Annotated in this window: 16 protein-coding genes; 15 read left to right on the top strand and 1 reads right to left on the bottom strand. The window is 45.2% G+C overall.

What is annotated here, in order from left to right; translation table 11 throughout:
* Positions 1–22: 22 nt before the first annotated feature.
* The 14 genes from nuoC to FTT87_RS08465 all read left to right on the top strand — a co-directional run bounded on the left by nuoC (position 23) and on the right by FTT87_RS08465 (position 15750).
* Complete coding sequence (gene nuoC, locus FTT87_RS08530) at positions 23–1810, top strand: NADH-quinone oxidoreductase subunit C/D (RefSeq protein ID WP_086196037.1); 1788 nt, start codon at positions 23–25, stop codon at positions 1808–1810.
* Between the two features lie 14 nt (positions 1811–1824).
* On the top strand, positions 1825–2334 hold the full coding sequence (nuoE, locus tag FTT87_RS08525; protein ID WP_086196036.1) for an NADH-quinone oxidoreductase subunit NuoE: 510 nt from the start codon (positions 1825–1827) through the stop codon (positions 2332–2334).
* A complete protein-coding gene (gene nuoF, locus FTT87_RS08520) occupies positions 2331–3659 on the top strand; it encodes an NADH-quinone oxidoreductase subunit NuoF (protein WP_180082260.1) in 1329 nt (442 codons plus the stop codon). Before nuoE ends, nuoF begins: the two co-directional genes overlap by 4 nt.
* An 11-nt stretch (positions 3660–3670) precedes the next feature.
* Positions 3671–6349, top strand: a complete 2679-nt coding sequence (nuoG, locus tag FTT87_RS08515) for an NADH-quinone oxidoreductase subunit NuoG (RefSeq protein WP_180174690.1) — start codon at positions 3671–3673, stop codon at positions 6347–6349.
* Positions 6350–6352: 3 nt separating this feature from the next.
* Positions 6353–7369: an NADH-quinone oxidoreductase subunit NuoH gene (nuoH, locus tag FTT87_RS08510; RefSeq protein WP_180042484.1), complete on the top strand. Its 1017-nt coding sequence runs from the start codon at positions 6353–6355 to the stop codon at positions 7367–7369.
* Between the two features lie 18 nt (positions 7370–7387).
* Positions 7388–7930, top strand: coding sequence for an NADH-quinone oxidoreductase subunit NuoI (gene nuoI, locus FTT87_RS08505; protein ID WP_086196032.1), 543 nt, complete (start codon positions 7388–7390; stop codon positions 7928–7930).
* Positions 7930–8448, top strand: a complete 519-nt coding sequence (gene nuoJ / locus FTT87_RS08500) for an NADH-quinone oxidoreductase subunit J (protein ID WP_171521992.1) — start codon at positions 7930–7932, stop codon at positions 8446–8448. Before nuoI ends, nuoJ begins: the two co-directional genes overlap by 1 nt.
* Complete coding sequence (gene nuoK / locus FTT87_RS08495; protein ID WP_004651041.1) at positions 8448–8756, top strand: NADH-quinone oxidoreductase subunit NuoK; 309 nt, start codon at positions 8448–8450, stop codon at positions 8754–8756. Before nuoJ ends, nuoK begins: the two co-directional genes overlap by 1 nt.
* The gene (nuoL, locus tag FTT87_RS08490; RefSeq protein WP_180082258.1) at positions 8753–10648 is read left to right on the top strand and encodes an NADH-quinone oxidoreductase subunit L; all 1896 of its coding nucleotides are present in this window, start codon (positions 8753–8755) and stop codon (positions 10646–10648) included. The genes nuoK and nuoL overlap by 4 nt, the downstream gene beginning before the upstream one ends.
* A 7-nt stretch (positions 10649–10655) precedes the next feature.
* The gene (gene nuoM, locus FTT87_RS08485; RefSeq protein WP_180082262.1) at positions 10656–12260 is read left to right on the top strand and encodes an NADH-quinone oxidoreductase subunit M; all 1605 of its coding nucleotides are present in this window, start codon (positions 10656–10658) and stop codon (positions 12258–12260) included.
* A 3-nt stretch (positions 12261–12263) separates the two neighbouring features.
* Entirely contained in the window at positions 12264–13757 is a 1494-nt protein-coding gene (nuoN, locus tag FTT87_RS08480; protein WP_166167762.1) for an NADH-quinone oxidoreductase subunit NuoN, read from the top strand.
* Positions 13758–13879: 122 nt separating this feature from the next.
* The gene (upp, locus tag FTT87_RS08475) at positions 13880–14515 is read left to right on the top strand and encodes a uracil phosphoribosyltransferase (protein WP_180082257.1); all 636 of its coding nucleotides are present in this window, start codon (positions 13880–13882) and stop codon (positions 14513–14515) included.
* 83 nt (positions 14516–14598) lie between these two features.
* Positions 14599–14892 (top strand): cold shock domain-containing protein, encoded by a 294-nt coding sequence (locus tag FTT87_RS08470; RefSeq protein ID WP_180082256.1) that lies wholly within the window; start codon positions 14599–14601, stop codon positions 14890–14892.
* Between the two features lie 123 nt (positions 14893–15015).
* Positions 15016–15750 carry a cold shock domain-containing protein gene (locus FTT87_RS08465; protein WP_180082255.1) on the top strand — a complete coding sequence of 245 codons (735 nt, stop codon included), beginning with the start codon at positions 15016–15018 and terminating at the stop codon, positions 15748–15750.
* 40 nt (positions 15751–15790) lie between these two features.
* Here the strand turns inward: FTT87_RS08465 and gigC are convergent, their stop codons facing one another.
* Entirely contained in the window at positions 15791–16669 is an 879-nt protein-coding gene (gene gigC / locus FTT87_RS08460) for a LysR family transcriptional regulator GigC (protein ID WP_166167753.1), read from the bottom strand.
* Positions 16670–16754: 85 nt separating this feature from the next.
* Here gigC and FTT87_RS08455 point away from each other — a divergent pair, with 85 nt between their 5' ends.
* Positions 16755–17516: a ferredoxin--NADP reductase gene (locus FTT87_RS08455; protein ID WP_180174689.1), complete on the top strand. Its 762-nt coding sequence runs from the start codon at positions 16755–16757 to the stop codon at positions 17514–17516.
* The last annotated feature ends 157 nt before the right edge of the window (positions 17517–17673 follow it).

Below are 17673 nucleotides of genomic sequence, written 5' to 3'. Positions count from 1 at the left end.
TATTGAATAGGAAGCCAAGCCAATGGCTGAAACTGACATTGCTATGCCAGAATCAACGCCTGTTGATTCACGCCCAGCATTTGCAATTATAGAAGAGCTCAAAACCAAATTTGGTGAGAACTTCTTTGTGCAAACGACTTTTGAAGACTTTCCAACAGTCTGGGTTGAGCGCGCACGTGTGCAAGAAGTCTTAATGTTCTTGCGGAAAGTAGAACGTCCTTACGTGATGCTGTTCGATTTGTCTGCGGTAGATGAGCGTTTACGTACTCACCGTGACGGTTTGCCTGCGTCAGACTTCACTGTGTTCTATCACTTGTTGTCGCTAGAGCGTAATACGGATATTCGTATTAAAGTTGCCTTGAATGAGAGTGATCTCAATATTCCAACAGCAACCAACATTTGGCCAAATGCCAACTGGTACGAACGTGAAGCTTACGATATGTTTGGTATCAACTTCGAAGGGCATCCAATGCTCCGTCGTATCTTGTTGCCGACATACTGGGAAGGTCACCCGCTGCGTAAAGAATATTCTGCACGTGCCACTGAATATACACCGTATATGCAGAACCAGGCCAAGCAGGACTTTGAACAGGAGCACCTTCGTTTCGTTCCTGAAGACTGGGGTCTAAAACGCGGTAACGCCGATGAAGACTTCATGTTCCTGAACCTGGGGCCTAACCATCCATCTGCGCACGGTGCGTTCCGTGTGATCTTGCAGCTGGACGGCGAAGAAGTAAAAGACTGTGTGCCTGATATCGGTTATCACCACCGTGGTGTGGAAAAGATGGCTGAACGTCAAACCTGGCATTCATTCATTCCGTATACCGACCGTGTTGACTACCTGGGTGGTTGTGCGCAAAACATGCCTTATGTAATGGGTGTGGAGCAACTGGCGGGAATCACTGTTCCTGACCGTGCGCAATGTATCCGTGTCATGATGTCCGAATTGTTCCGTATCAATAACCACTTGTTGTATATCGGTACTGCAATTCAGGATGCCGGCGGTATGACACCAGTATTCTATATGTTCGCTGACCGTCAAAAAATCTATGACGCCATCGAAGCAATTACTGGTTACCGTATGCACCCGGCGTGGTTCCGTATTGGCGGTACTGCACACGATCTTCCAAACAACTGGCAACACCTCATTCGCGAAATCCTGGACTGGATGCCGAAGCGTATGAACGAGTACTACACAGCAGCATTGAAAAACTCGGTGTTTATCGGTCGTACCCGTAATGTTGCGCAATACGATGCAAAATCTGCATTGGCTTGGGGTGTAACCGGTACAGGTCTACGTGCAACAGGGATTGACTTCGATGTACGTAAATACCGTCCTTATAGCGGTTATGAAAACTATGATTTCGATGTGCCGGTTGAGTACGAAGGCGATGCTTATGCACGTGTTCTGGTTCACTTCCGTGAAATCGAACAGTCACTGAAAATCATCAAGCAATGTCTAGATAACATGCCGTCTGGTGCGTACAAAGCAGACCATCCACTGGCTGTTCCACCACCGAAAGACAAGACACTACAAGATATCGAAACCTTGATTACGCACTTCTTAAGCGTGTCATGGGGTCCTGTAATGCCTGCAGGTGAAGCATCTGTAATGGCGGAAGTGGTAAAAGGTGCGTCTAACTATTATTTGACTTCAGACAAGTCAACCATGAGTTACCGTACCCGTATCCGTACACCGACTTTCACGCACTTACAGCAAATGCCTTCCGTGATTAATGGCAGTCTTGTATCTGACTTGATCATTTATTTAGCGACAATTGACGTCGTAATGGCTGACGTGGATCGCTAAGGGGTAAACGCATTATGATGATTTTGACTGATAAAAAGCCACGTGTGAATGTTGAAGGGATTTTAACTTCGGAAGAAATCCATGAAATTGAACATCACATGGGTCACTACCCGTACCCGCGTGCTGCATGTTTAGATGCGCTGAAGTGTGTACAACGCCGTAATGGTTGGGTAGACGATGCACAAATGAATGCAATTGCTCAAATGCTTAGCATGAGTGTTGCAGATCTTGAAGGTGTTGCGACTTTCTATAACCGTATTTACCGTCAACCGGTCGGTCGTCACGTAATTTTATTATGTGATTCAATCGCATGTTTCTTGATGGGTGCGGAAACTCTGGCAGAAGCGTTCCAGCGTGAATTGGGGATTCAGTTTGGTCAAACCACCGCTGATGGTCGTTTCACTTTATTGCCAATCTGCTGTCTGGGTAACTGTGACAAAGGTCCAACCCTGATGATTGATCAAGACACGCACGGTTTGGTTGAAGTAACTTCAATTAAACAGTTATTGGAGAAGTATGTATGAATACTGAACCAAAACCAATTTATGGCGACGGTAACCCAGAAACTCACCCATTAACATGGCGTTTGAGCAAACAGGAACACGTTCGTAGTGCAGATGATTACGAAGCGTTGGAAGGTTATGCCGGCTTTAAAAAAGCCCTTGGCATGCAACCGAAAGAAGTGCTTGAAGTCATTAAAGCTGCGACTGTAAAAGGTCGTGGTGGTGCAGGTTTCCCGGCAGGGATTAAATGGTCATTGATGGCGCCAAATGATGGCGGCCCTCGTTACCTGATCTGTAATGCCGATGAAATGGAACCGGGTACCTTTAAAGACCGTTTGTTGATGGAAAAACTTCCACATCAATTGATCGAAGGTATGCTGATTGCAGGCTATACCCTTGAAGCAACGCAAGGTTATATCTTCATCCGTGGTGAATACATCGAAGCTGCTCAATACTTGAATGAAGCATTAGAGCAAATTCGTGCCAAAGGTTACCTGGGTGAAAATATCCTGGGTTCTGGCTGGAACTTCGAAATGCATGTGCATACCGGTGCGGGTCGTTATATCTGCGGTGAAGAAACTGCATTGATTAACTCGCTTGAAGGTCGCCGTGCCAATCCGCGTACCAAACCGCCATTCCCGCAAGTTGCAGGTGCTTGGGGTCGCCCTACGATTGTCAACAACGTAGAGACCTACAACAACTTACCTGCGATTATGTTACGTGGTCCAGAATGGTATGTGGGTTTATCTGAAGGTAAATCAAAAGATCCAGGTACCAAAATCTACGGTGCATCGGGTAAGGTGAAATTCCCAGGTCTTTGGGAACTTCCATTCGGTACCACTGCACGCGAAGTGATTGAAGAGCATGCCGGTGGTATGCGTGACGGTCTTAAACTGAAAGCGTGGTTACCAGGTGGTGCATCGACTGACTTCCTGGCAGCAGAGCACATTGACCTGCCGATGGATGCAGAAAGCATCATGAAAGCGGGTTCACGTTTAGGTACGTGTTTGCTGATGGTGGTAGATGAAACTCAATGTATGGTGTCTGCGACTCGTAATTTGGAAGAATTCTTTGCGCGTGAATCATGTGGCTGGTGTACACCTTGCCGTGACGGTTTACCTTGGGCGGTAAAAGCGCTTAAAGCACTGGAAGATGGTACAGGCAAGAAAGAAGATATCGATCACTTACAAGAACTGACTCGTAAGCTTTGGATTGGTAAGACTTTCTGTGCCCATGCTCCAGGTGCAATGGAACCGCTTATGGGCGCACTCAAACATTTCCGTGGCGAATTTGAAGCGAAAGTCGTAAATGCTGCCGCTCAAGTTAGCTCCGTAGAACAAGCTTAAGGAATTCGACTATGGCTACAATTCATGTCGATGGCAAATCGTACGAAGTCAATGGCTCAGAAAACCTGCTACAAGCATGTTTATCTTTGGGCATTGATATCCCGTACTTTTGTTGGCATCCATCCTTAGGTTCTGTCGGTTCTTGCCGTCAATGTGCCGTGACTCAATACGCGAATCCTGAAGATACGCGTGGTCGTTTAGTCATGTCATGTATGACGCCAGCAGCTGACAATACCTACATCTCGATTGAAGACAAAGAAGCAAAAGATTTCCGTGCATCTGTTGTTGAATTCTTGATGACCAACCATCCACACGACTGTCCAGTCTGTGAAGAAGGTGGTCACTGTCATTTACAAGATATGACTGTGATGACTCAGCACGACCGCCGTCGTTACCGTTTCACCAAACGTACGCATTACAACCAGGAACTTGGTTCGTTTATTGCACACGAGATGAACCGTTGTATCGCGTGTTACCGTTGTGTACGTTACTACAAAGACTATGCGGGCGGTACTGACTTTGGCGTGTATGCCAATGCATCACGTGTGTACTTTGGTCGTCCAGAATCAGGCACTTTAGAATCTGAATTCTCGGGTAACCTGACTGAAGTATGTCCAACAGGTGTGTTCACCGACAAAACTCACTCTGAACGTTATAATCGTAAGTGGGACATGCAGTATGCGCCAAGCGTATGCCAAGGCTGTTCTTCAGGCTGTAACATCTCTCCGGGTGAACGTTATGGCGAACTTCGTCGTGTTGAAAACCGTTTCAACGGCGATGTAAACCAATACTTCCTGTGTGACAAAGGCCGTTTCGGTACCGGTTATGTGAACCGTGCAGACCGTCCACGTCAGCCACAATTCCGTGATGGTTCAAACGTAACGACTGTTTCAGTGGATACAGCACTGGATACCGTGATTGAAAAGATTCAGGGCAAAAAAGTTCTGGGTATTGGTTCACCACGTGCATCGCTTGAAACGAACTTCGCATTGCGTGAGCTTGTTGGTCAAGACAACTACTCAACTGGTATGGCTCAAAAAGAGCAAAACCTGGTTGAATTGGCTGCATCGATCATGCAAACCGAGGGTGTTTATAACCCGACCATGCGTGAAATCGAAAGTTATGATGCAGTGCTCATCTTGGGTGAAGATTTAACCCAAACTGCGCCACGTATGGCTTTATCTGTTCGCCAAGCTGCGAAAAACAAAGCCAAAGAAATGGCAGCAGAACGCCGCACCCAAGAATGGTTGGCTGAACCGGTACAACGTATTGGTCAGGATGCAAAATCCCCAATCTACATTCTTGCTGCGACTCAAACGCGTTTAGCTGACGTCGCGACTGGCGAAGTGGTTGCTTCTCCAAACGATATTGCACGTTTAGGCTTTGCGGTTGCTGCGGCAGTTGCAGGTGAAGCGGTTACTGGTTTAGATGACGATGCCAAAGCATTTGCTCAAACCATTGCTGACACTTTAAAAGCGGCGAAGAAACCATTGATCATCTCTGGTACCAGCTTACAAGATGCTGCCATCATGGAAGCTGCTGCACAAGTGGCACAGAACCTGGGTAATGCTGGTTTGACCTTGACTGTTCCTGAAGTGAACTCAATGGGTCTTGCAATCTTCGGTGGTAACAGCCTTGAGCAAGCATTTGCGCAAGACTATGACACTGTTATCATTGTGGAAAATGACCTTTACCGTCGTTTACCTGCTGCTCAAGTCAACGCTGCACTTGCAGGCAAAGACGTGATTGTTCTTGATCACTCTGAAACCGAAACTGTGAAGAAAGCAGATATCGTGCTTTCTGCTGCAAGCTTCGCGGAAGGTGATGGTACTGTGGTATCTCAAGAAGGCCGTGCACAACGTTTCTACCAGGTGTATGACCCAAGCTACTACAAACCGGAACTTGCAATCAAAGAATCTTGGCGCTGGTTACATGCCATTGAAACCGGTGTAAAAGGCAAAGCGATTTCCTGGACCTTGCTGGATGATGTCATTGAATCTGTAGTGAAAAATGTTCCGGCACTTGAAGCCATTCAGGATGTAGCACCAGATGCAGGTTACCGTGTCCATGGCTTGAAGATTGCGCGTGAACCGCGTCGTTACTCTGGTCGTACCTCTATGCGTGCACCATTGTCTGTTCATGAACCTAAACAGCCAATCGATGTCGATTCTGCATTAACGTTCTCTATGGAAGGTTATGTGGGTAATGAAACCCCATCTTCACTGGTTCCATTTGCATGGTCTGCAGGTTGGAACTCTCCACAAGCCTGGAACAAATTCCAGGATCACGTGGGTGGTCACCTAAAAGGTGGCGATTCGGGTATCCGTTTATTTGATCGTTTGGCTAAACGCCCTGCACGTACTTTCGTTGCTCCAGCAGCAGTACTTGCAAATGCTGAAAGCTTCCGTTTAGTGCCAATGCATCATATCTTCGCTTCTGGTGAATTTACGGTGAAAACTCCGGCCATGGAATCACGTATTCCTGAAGCCATGTTTGCAGTAGGTGAACAGGATGCTGCGCGTCTAAACGTTCAAGATGGTCAAAAAATTACTGTGCAAGCAGGTGAGGCGACAATTAGCCTTCCAGTTCAAGTGATCGAATATTTACCGACAGGTTATATCGGTTATCCAGTTGGTCTTGCACCAACGGTTTCACTTGCAGAGCCTGTATCCGTCGCGGTAGGAGTGTAATTCATGAGTCAAGAAATTATACGTCAAACACCGCTATGGGCTGAGAACTGGCCAATCGCTTATTCTGTGATTCAAGCGATTGTGATCTTGCTTGTAGTGGTGCTTGTCGCTGCGTTGATGTCATTCATCGAACGCCGTTTACTTGCGTTATGGCAAGACCGTTACGGTCCAAACCGTGTTGGTCCCGGGGGGATGTTCCAGATCGTTGCCGACATGCTGAAAATCATGTTCAAGGAAGACTGGACGCCTAAGTTTGCCGATAAGCTGACTTTCCGTTTAGCACCTGCAGTTGCCATGGCAACTGCGGTACTTTCGTTCATGGTGATTCCTGTAAGTCCGACAATGGGCGTAGCAGATATGAGCATCGGCCTGTTGTTCTTTATGGCAATGGCTGGTATCGCAGTATATGCCGTGCTATTCGGTGGCTGGTCTTCAAATAACAAATATGCGTTATTGGGTGGTCTGCGTTCTGCAGCTCAAACCATTTCTTATGAAGTGTTCCTAGGGATCTCGCTGATGGGTGTGGTGGCAATTGCCGGTTCATTCAACATGCGTGAAATTGTTGAAGCACAACGCGATGTATGGTTTGTGATTCCACAATTCCTAGGTTTCATTATCTTTATTGTTGCAGGTGTTGCGGTAACGCACCGTCATCCATTTGACCAACCGGAAGCTGAGCAAGAATTGGCGGAAGGTTATCACGTCGAATACGGCGGTATGAAATGGGGTATGTTCTTCGTTGCGGAATATGTCAACGTAGTTCTTATTTCAGCATTGATCGTCACTTTATTCTTTGGCGGTTGGTTAGCACCATTTAACCTAGAAATTCCATTTATTCCACCAGTATTCTGGTTCATTATCAAAACAGCATTCTTTGTGATGATGTTTGTCTTGGCTCGTGGTTCGTTAATGCGTCCACGTTACGATCAGGTGATGAACTTTGGTTGGAAAATTTGTTTGCCATTGGCGTTGGTCAACTTGTTGGTGACTGGTGCTGTGATTCTGATGAATCAGGCCTAGGACAGCAGGGAGTACAAAATGTATAAAATTCTAGCTGGATTCGGGTCAATCGTACGTTCATTGTGGATGGTATTCAGCCACGTGACACGTAAACGTGACACTATTCTTTATCCAGAAGTGCCAGCTGAACAAATTGTTCCGCCGCGTTTCCGTGGTCGTATTGTATTGACACGTGACCCAGATGGTGAAGAACGCTGCGTGGCATGTAACCTGTGTGCGGTTGCCTGTCCGGTTGGCTGTATTTCTTTACAGAAAGCAGAAAAAGAAGATGGTCGCTGGTATCCGGAGTTTTTCCGTATCAACTTCTCGCGTTGTATTTTCTGCGGTATGTGTGAAGAAGCGTGTCCAACGACAGCGATTCAAATGACACCAGATTTCGAGTTAAGTGAATACGTTCGTCAAGACTTGGTCTACGAAAAAGAGAACCTGCTCATTTCAGGTCCTGGTAAATATCCTGACTACAACTTCTACCGTGTAACCGGTATGGCAGTGGCAGGTAAAGATAAAGGTCAGGCACAACGTGAAAGTGCACCAGTTGACGTACGGAGCTTATTACCATGATGTGGCCATTTTATTTGATGGCACTTGTGGCCATTGTTTCTACGGTTCGTGTGGTGACTAACGCGAATCCTGTGCATGCTTTATTAAGCCTGATCGTGTCCCTCCTTGCTGTGGCAGGGATGTTCATGATCGTTGGTGCGCCATTCGCTGGCGCACTAGAAATTATTGTTTATGCCGGCGCGATCATGGTGTTGTTCGTGTTTGTGGTGATGATGCTAAATCTTGGTCAACATACGGTTGAACAGGAACGTAAATGGCTGACTTCATCTGCATGGGCATATCCAGCATTGATGAGTTTCCTGATGGGCTTGGTGCTCGTCTGGATGCTTGGTTCGGATTACACAACCGCAGGTCCGGTGATGGGCACTAAAGTTGTGGGACCTAAAGCTGTAGGTACAGCGCTCTTTACTCACTACTTACTATTGGTAGAAGTTGCCGCAATGTTATTGCTTGCAGCCCTCGTTGCAGCATTCCACTTAGGTAAACGTGAACCAAGTGCAAAAGAGGAAAAAGAATAATGGGCAACATTCCTTTAGAACACGGTTTAATCGTTGCAACCATTCTTTTTGCACTGGGTTTTTACGGTGTAATGGTGCGACGCAACCTACTATTTATGTTGATGAGCCTTGAAATCATGATGAACGCAGCGGCGCTTGCGTTCGTTCTTGCAGGTAGTGCATGGTTACAGCCAGATGGACAAATCATGTTCATCCTGATCTTGACCCTTGCAGCTGCAGAGGCTTGTATTGGTCTTGCGATCGTCCTTCAGTTCTACCATCGCTTCCATCATTTGGATGTGGATGCTGCTAGTGAGATGCGCGGATGAGTTATTTATATTTAACAATTTTATTTCCGCTCATTGGTTTTGTCCTCTTGGCGGCGGGGCGCAATAAGCTTCCTGAAAATGTGGCAGCCATTATTGGTGTGGGTTCAGTCGGTTTATCTGCTTTATTTGCACTGATTGCTGGCATGGGCTTTGTAGACAATGGTTCAGTAGCTCAGGTTCAACATCTTTGGACCTGGTTCAATGTCGGTGGTTTTGCACCAGGCATGAGCTTGCACCTAGACGGCCTGTCATTACTCATGACCGGCATGATCACCGGTGTAGGTTTTCTGATTCACATCTTTGCCTCATGGTACATGCGCGGTGAAGAAGACTTTGCACGTTTCTTCTCTTACTTCAACCTGTTCGTTGCCAGCATGTTGCTGCTCGTTCTTGGCGATAACCTGGCGTTATTGTTCTTGGGTTGGGAAGGCGTAGGTCTTTGCTCTTACTTGCTAATTGGTTACTACTATCAAAACCCGGAAAATGGTTTTGCAGCCATCAAGGCATTTACTGTAACTCGTATCGGTGACGTATTCTTGCTGATTGCATTGTTCCTGATTTTCCAACAATTCGGTACTTTGCATATCGGTACAATCGTTGCCAATGCACCTCAAGTATTAGCGGGTGACCATTCACTTGCGATCTGGACATCTTTAATGTTGTTCCTGGGTGCTGCCGGTAAATCTGCGCAAATTCCATTACAAACATGGTTGGCTGATGCAATGGCAGGTCCTACACCTGTTTCTGCGTTGATCCATGCGGCAACAATGGTAACAGCCGGTGTTTACCTGTGCTGCCGTATGTTCTCCGTGTTTGAAATGACACCAGAAGTGATGATGTTCATTTCGATCACTGGTGCGGTAACATTGATTGTTGCTGGTTTTGCTGCATTGGTTCAAACAGACATCAAACGTATTCTGGCTTACTCAACCATGAGTCAGTTGGGTTATATGTTTATGGCTGTTGGTGCTGAAGCATACCAAGCGGGCCTGTTCCACATGCTTTCACACGCATTCTTCAAGGCATTATTGTTCTTGTCTTCTGGTGCTGTGATTCTGGCTTACCATCACGAACAAAACATCTTCAAAATGGGTGGCTTGTTCAAACATAACAAATTCCTGTTTGCCTGCTTCGCAATTGGTGGTGGTGCGTTGGCTGCCATTCCATTCTTGACCATCGGCTTCTTCTCGAAAGATGCCATCCTTGGTGCAGTTTGGGCACAAAGCCACATTGCAAATCTTCCTATATATAATTGCTTATACTGGACAGGTGTTGCGGGTGCATTCTTAACGTCAATCTATACATTCCGTTTAATCTGGGTTGTATTCTTTGGTAAAGAAAACACGCCTTATCACGAAATCAAAGGTGCAACTTATTGGGCTCCGTTGGGTATCTTGGCGGTACTTTCAACTGGCTTGGCTTACTTCTTGAAAGCACCAGTAGAAGCTGCATTAACCAAAGCCAATATTCCAGCTTTTGTTATTCCTGAAGCGCTTGAAGCAGGTGTACATGGTGCTGAATATACCGCTGTGGGTATTGCATTGGCTGGTCTTGTGGTAGGTATCGTATTATTTGTCTTTGCTTATAATGCAGTGAAAGGTTTTGCCCGTACTTCATTGGGTGCCGGCCTTGCCAATATCTGCCGTAATGCACTTGGTTTTGATGCGTTGTATAACATCGTATTTGTGAAACCATATTTGCTTATCGCGAAAATTTTAGGTCGTGATCCGATTGACGGCCTGTGGTTAGTGCTTCCTGCCATTGTTAAAGGTGGTCATAGCTTCACCAGCTCACGTCAAACAGGTTCATTGCGTGAATACGCATCAAGTATGTCACTCGGTGTAGTGGTATTGCTGATGATCCTGATCGTGATTCAGGTAGTGGGGAAATAAGATGGAAATCACAAACAACTGGATTTTACCCGCGCTGATCCTCGTACCGTTCATTGCAGGTTTTGTATGCTGGATCGTCGACAAGCTCGACGACAAACTACCGCGTTACATTGCGTTATTCGGTATGCTCATTACTTTGGGCTTAACCGTTGCGCTTTGGAATTCCGGTACTTATCACTATGAACTCGGCGCAAAAGTTCCAACTTGGTCTGCCGAATTCATGCTGCCTTGGATTTCCACCCTTGGCATTAACATTCACCTTGCGGTGGATGGTCTTTCACTTCTTATGGTTGGCTTGACTGCATTACTGGGTGTACTTGCAGTGGGCTGTTCATGGGGTGAGATTCAAAAGAACGTTGGTTTCTTCCACTTAAACCTTTTATGGTCTTTGGGTGGTGTGATCGGTGTATTCCTTGCGATTGACTTGTTCCTGTTCTTCTTCTTCTGGGAGATGATGCTGGTACCAATCTACTTCCTGATTGCCTTATGGGGTCATAAGGGAGCAGACGGTAAGTCACGCGTTTATGCTGCGACCAAGTTCTTCATCTATACCCAGGTAGCAGGTTTGATCATGTTGATCGGTATTCTAGGCCTTGTGGTTTACGGATACATGATGACGGGCATGATCGGCTTCGATTACAACTACCTGTTAGGTGTGGCGAATACGCTTGATGCACAGTTGCCATCAGTGGCTTATGCCTTGATGATCTGTATGTTCATCGGTTTCGCTGTAAAACTTCCAGTGTTCCCATTGCACGGCTGGTTACCAGATGCGCATGCTCAAGCACCGACAGCCGGTTCTGTCGACTTGGCAGGTATCCTGATTAAGACTGCTGCATACGGTCTGCTTCGTTTTGTTATGCCATTCTTCCCGGCGGCTTCTGCACAGTTTGCAGATATCGCGATCATCTTCGGTTTAGTCGGTGTGTTCTACGGTGCCTGGTGTGCTTTCCAGCAAACCGATATGAAACGTTTGCTGGCGTATACTTCTATTTCGCACATGGGCTTTGTATTACTTGCACTTTACGCAGGTAATATCCTGACTTTCCAAGGCTTAATGATCATGATGCTGGCACATGGCCTGTCATCTGCTGCCTTGTTCATTATGTGTGGTCAAGTGTACGAGCGTGTTCATACGCGCGACTTACGTTTAATGGGTGGTATGCGCGGTCAATTCCCGTACCTTGCTTTCTTCCTGATGTTCTTTATTGCTGCGCTTGTCGGTATTCCAGGTTTAGGTAACTTTATTGGTGAATTCCTGATTTTGATGGGTTCATTCAACAAATTCCCAGCCTTTACCATTGTGGCAGCGACCAGCTTGGTATTGGCAGGTCTTTATGGCTTGATCCTGATTCACAAAGCATTGTTTGGTACGCCAAATGAAGAGCAAAAACAAAATTATACAAGCCCATTGAAAGACTTGAATGCGCGTGAGATTGTTATTTTGTTAGTGTGTGCTTTTGGTCTACTATGGCTCGGTATCTATCCACAAAGCTTCCTTGATATTTCAAATTCAAGCATGGCGTGGTTAGCAAACAGCTATATCCCAGTTCAAGAAGTTGTCGATGCGACTCAACAGGTCGTATCTCAACAAAATGTGGAGATCCAATAAGCCATGAACTTCACAATGTCATTTTCCGAGCTTATGCCATTAGCTCCTGTGATGATCGTGGCTTTAACTGCGATCGTAGTGATGCTTCTCATTGCAATTAAACGTAACCATAATTTAATTGCAACAGCCTCTGTAGTCGGCTTGAACCTTGCTGCAGCCTATGTCCTGATTGCAATGTTCGGTGGTGCTTTTGCACCAGCGAACGTGATGGGCATGTTTATGCTTGACCCATTTACCTTGCTGTACCAATTGGTCATTCTGATTGCTGCACTGGCTTGCTGTACCTTGTCACATGCTTATATTGAAAGCTATCAAGATAACCGTGAAGAACTGTATATCCTGATGCTGTGCTCGGTAGCGGGCGCAATGCTGATGGTGGCAAGTTCTCATTATGCATCTTTCTTCATTAGCCTTGAGCTAATGTCGATTCCTGTATACGGTCTTTTGGCTTATACACACCAACGTTCACAATCGCTAGAAGCGGGTATTAAATACCTTGTTCTTTCAGCAACTGCTTCTGCAATGTTGTTGATGGGCATGGCATATATCTATGCTTATACCGGTTCATTGTCTTTCTATGACAATGTTCAGGCCTTGATGCAAGCCATCAAACAGCCAATGGTGATTTTAGGTCTAGGCTTAATCGTTTTTGCCGTGGCATTTAAATTGTCTCTTGCGCCATTCCATAAATGGACGCCAGACGTGTATGCAGGTGCCCCAGCGCCAATCGCAACATTCCTTGCGACTGTGGCTAAAGTGGCAACCATTGGTCTGTTTGTACGTTATTTACTTGCTTCAGGCGCAATCCTGGTAGATTCAATCGTAACGATCATCACGATTATTGCGGTGCTTTCTATTCTGGTGGGTAACTTCCTTGCAGTACGTCAAGTCAACCTGAAACGTATTCTGGGTTACTCTTCAATTGCGCACTTTGGTTATTTGCTGATTGGTTTAATCAGCATGACTTATGCAAGCCTGGGTAACGTATCTGTATACGTAATCACTTATGTATTGACGACGATTGGTGCATTTGGTGTTGTCGCGTTGATGTCTAGTCCGTATAACAATGCAGATGAAGCACAAAGTCTGGCAGATTACCGTGGTTTGTTCTGGCGCCGTCCAGTATTGACTGCGACCTTGACTGTCATGATGTTATCTCTTGCGGGTATTCCATTGACTGCAGGCTTCATTGGTAAGTTCTTGGTGGTGATGGCTGCGGTAACAACCCAGCACTGGTTCCTTGCTGCCATGATTGTAGTGGGTTCAGGTATTGGTCTGTACTATTACCTTCGTGTGATGGTGGTGATGTATATGACTCCGCCAGATACGCCACGTATTGATGCCGACAAACATTGGGGTCAGAAAGTGGGTGGTATTATGGTGCTTGCTGCGGCATTGGCTGTATTGATCATTGGTGTTTATCCTGATCCAATCATCAAATTGGCGCTTCAAGCGGAGATTTTATCTCCATTGCATTTCATGCTATCTCAACAGTAATCTAAAAAAACTATAAGTTTTTTCTAAAAAGCCTCCTTTCATAGGGGGCTTTTTGGTTTATAAGAGATATAAAAAACATTTATAATAGCTGAAATTTTATCTCATCTTTTAGGTGCTCTCCCGTGGCTATTCATGAAATCCGTCATCCACTTATCCGACATAAACTTGGTTTGCTACGTCGTGCAGACATCAGTACAAAAAACTTCCGCGAACTAGCGCAAGAAGTGACCATGCTTCTGACTTATGAAGCAACCAAAGACTTGCCGATGTGTGAGCATGAAATTGACGGCTGGAATGGCAAAGTTACTGTAGACAGTATTGCGGGTAAAAAAATTACCGTTGTTCCTATTCTGCGTGCAGGTATTGGCATGTTAGATGGGTTTTTGAACCTGATTCCAAGTGCCAAAGTTTCTGTATTGGGTCTTGAGCGTGATGAAGAAACCTTGCAAGCACGTACTTATTATAAAAAACTGGTTCCCGATGTACAAAACCGTTTGGCGATGATTATCGACCCGATGCTGGCAACCGGTTCTTCATTGGTTGCAGCCATTGATGTATTGAAGGCGAGCGGCTGTAAAGATATCCGTGTCATGGTCTTAGTTGCAGCGCCTGAAGGCATTAAAAAAGTAGAAGAAAAACACCCAGATGTGACAATTTTCACAGCAGCTATTGATGACGGTCTCAACGAAAATGGTTATATCGTTCCGGGTCTTGGCGATGCAGGCGATAAAATTTTCGGTTCAGTGCAAAAAGACTGAGCCTGGAAGACAAATTAAAAGAGGCTTCAGGCCTCTTTTTTTATATACTGTAAACATGGCATTTTTTAGCATAGGGCAGCAGCATGAAAGATGAATTACATCAGGGTAAAATCAAAAAGTATGACCCTGAAAAAGGCTTTGGTTTTATTGGTTCGGCTGAAGGGGATATTTTCTTTCATATTTCAGATTTCCCTGCGGCAGAAGGCGAACCGAAACGTAATGAACGGGTAAAATTTGCGGCTGTTAAAAATGGTGACAAGTACAAGGCTGTTCGTATAGAACGTGTTGCAGATCACTCAGCAAAAGCAAAAAAATCGAAAGTATCCGAGCATAATAAATCGATTACATCCGCCTTGTTGTCGAATTTTCGAGGTTGATGCTTCTGCTTTTGATTGCAGCATGATGATGTTCAGGATTGCTTTTGACAATCATTGGAAAAGAGGCTTTTGGGCCTCTTTTTTATTATAATAAGAAAAAATATAAATGAAAAAGAGTATTTTATGTTTGTTCAGGGGAAAGTCAAAACTTATAACGCAGAGCGCGGTTTTGGATTTATTGCAGTAGAGGAAGGCGCAGTGAAAGATATTTTCTTTCACATTAAAGATGTGCCCAATAGCACTATCGAACCTAAAGTCGGGGAGAAGTTAAAATTTATTATTGTGGAAGATGATGGCAAGTTTAAAGCCGACCGTATTGTACGACTGGATCTACAGTCTGCCTCAGCGGAGAGTATAGCTGCCAAGCCAGTAGGTACAAAAAAGAAAACTGCTTCACCACGTTATAATAAGGCTTCATATAAAGGCCGAATCTTATCTGCTATTGCCTTGATCATTCTGGCACTGCTTGCTGTGATCGGTTATGGTCAATATCAGGATTATCGCACGGCAGAGCAGCTGAAAGCGCAACAGTTGATTATAGAGCAACAGCGTATTGTGTCACAACAGCGAGAAGCACTGGGGGATTTACCGGAAGCAGTTTTGTCGGAGCAGGGGCAGCGTAATCTGGCAGGTGAAACTTACAATACCACTAAACCGCGCTCGGAAAAGATTAATGCCAGTATTGATCAGCAAAATGGGGTGAGATTAGCAACAGCACAATTTAAATGTGATGAACGGCAACATTGCAGTCAAATGAATTCAAGAGCAGAAGCTGTGTGGTATGTACAAAACTGCCCAAATCATAAGATGGATGGTGATGGTGACGGTATACCTTGTGAAAATGATTCACGCTGGTAATAAAAAAAGCGCCTAAATGGCGCTTTTTTTAAATCGTTTTTTATTCTTCACAGAATTTCATAAAGGCTTTAAGGCCGGGTCCCTGATATTTCTGACGATGAACCAACATGAATAAAGGACGAGTCAGTTGCCAGAAAGGAGTTTCCAAAATGACCAGCTGACCTTTTTCACGTAAAGGTTCAATGGCGAGTTTAGAAATACAGGACATCCCGATACCTCCCGCCACAATTTTTAAAATCGCTTCATTATGGCCTAAAGTGAGGCGGATATTGGCATCTGGCAGGTCTTTTAAAATGGCATTGTCAAACACCTCACGGGTCCCTGAACCTTCTTCACGTAAAATCCATTCGACATGGTCAAAATCTTTAGCGGTAATTGCGCGGTCCAGTTTTGCCAATGGATGCTCTGGTGAACAGCATACCGCCAGTTCATCATCGCGCCAGTGTATACACTGCAGCTGTGGCAAATGACAGGACCCTTCAATTAAGGCTAAATCCAGCTGGAACTGGTTGACTGCTTCAATCATCTGACGGGTGTTGCCTACTTGCAACTGCAAATGTGCTTGCGGCTGAATTTGCAAAAAGTCTGCCATCAGGTCCGGCATCAGGTAATCGCTAATGGTTAAGGTTGCCCCCAGGCGCAGGTCAATACTTTGTAATTCACCTTTAGCCGCCTGTTCAAAAGCTTCGCAGCGACCTAAAATTTCTAGTGCTTGTGGAAGTAGAAAACGACCTAAATCATTGAGTTGCAGACGCTTGCCAAGACGGTCGAATAGAGGTGCACCCAAGCCATCTTCCAAATCTGCTAAAGCCATACTTGCAGCACTTTGCGTGAGTTTGACAGCATCGCTGGCTTTGGTTACTGTGCCTTCTTGTGCAACTGCTACAAAAACAGCCAACTGGCGTAAGGTCATGCGCATGAATAGAGCCTTAACATTTAAAAAATATTAATAAATTATGTGGTCATGCTACCATGAGCACAGTCTTTCATGCCACGTTGAAATCATGTCAATTGAAAAATTTAGCTTAGAAAAAGTTTTATCTGTACATCGCTGGACCAATACCTTATTCAGTTTTACCATGACACGACCTGCACATTTTAAATTTACTGCAGGGCAGTTTGCACGTATTGGCCTAAAAGTGGGCGATGAACTGGTGGTTCGGGCTTATTCCGTGGTGTCATCCCCCTTTGATGAAACCCTAGAGTTCTTTTCAATTGTAGTGCCAAATGGTGCATTTACATCTAACCTGCAACATTTACAGGTTGGTGATGAACTGTACCTGGAAAAAATTCCTTATGGTTTTTTAACCTTGGCGCGTTATCAGCTCCCATTACCGCATGACTTGTGGCTACTCGCGACTGGCACAGGTTTGGCACCGTTTATTTCCATGCTACAAGACTTTGAAACCTGGTCGAAATATCAAAAGATCAATCTGGTTTATAGTGTGCGTACGGAAGCCGAACTGGCTTATGTCGAGCGTATTCAGGAAATAGCTGAAACCTTTGGCGAAGGTCATACGGGCTTTAAATTTGTCCCGATTATTACCCGGAATCCCGATGCAGCGTTGCATGACCGTTTACCGGTATTGATTGAAAATGGTGAACTGGAAAAAGCGGTAGGGCTACAATTCAATGTAGATACCAGTCATGTGATGCTTTGCGGTAACCCACAAATGGTGGAAGATACTAAAGAAGCATTAAAAGCACGTGGCTTGAAAATGAACCGCCGTGGTGAAGGTAATATTGCGGTCGAAAATTATTGGTAATCGCATTTAGAGTTCCTCCCTTTTTAAAGGTGAGATACCGTCTTAGTAGTCAATCAGGTTTTGAGATTATTCGACCAATAAATAATCTCTTTGATAGGCAGTCTGATGTTTTAAAACGCCATAACACAGATGTATAAGCTTGCGCATTGCAGCACCT

The organism is Acinetobacter sp. YH01022 (assembly GCF_013420235.1).
In the GTDB taxonomy this organism is placed as follows: Bacteria; Pseudomonadota; Gammaproteobacteria; order Pseudomonadales; family Moraxellaceae; genus Acinetobacter.
Note: the sequence above shows the minus strand (reverse complement) of the source record. Positions and strands in the feature narration are given on the sequence as shown.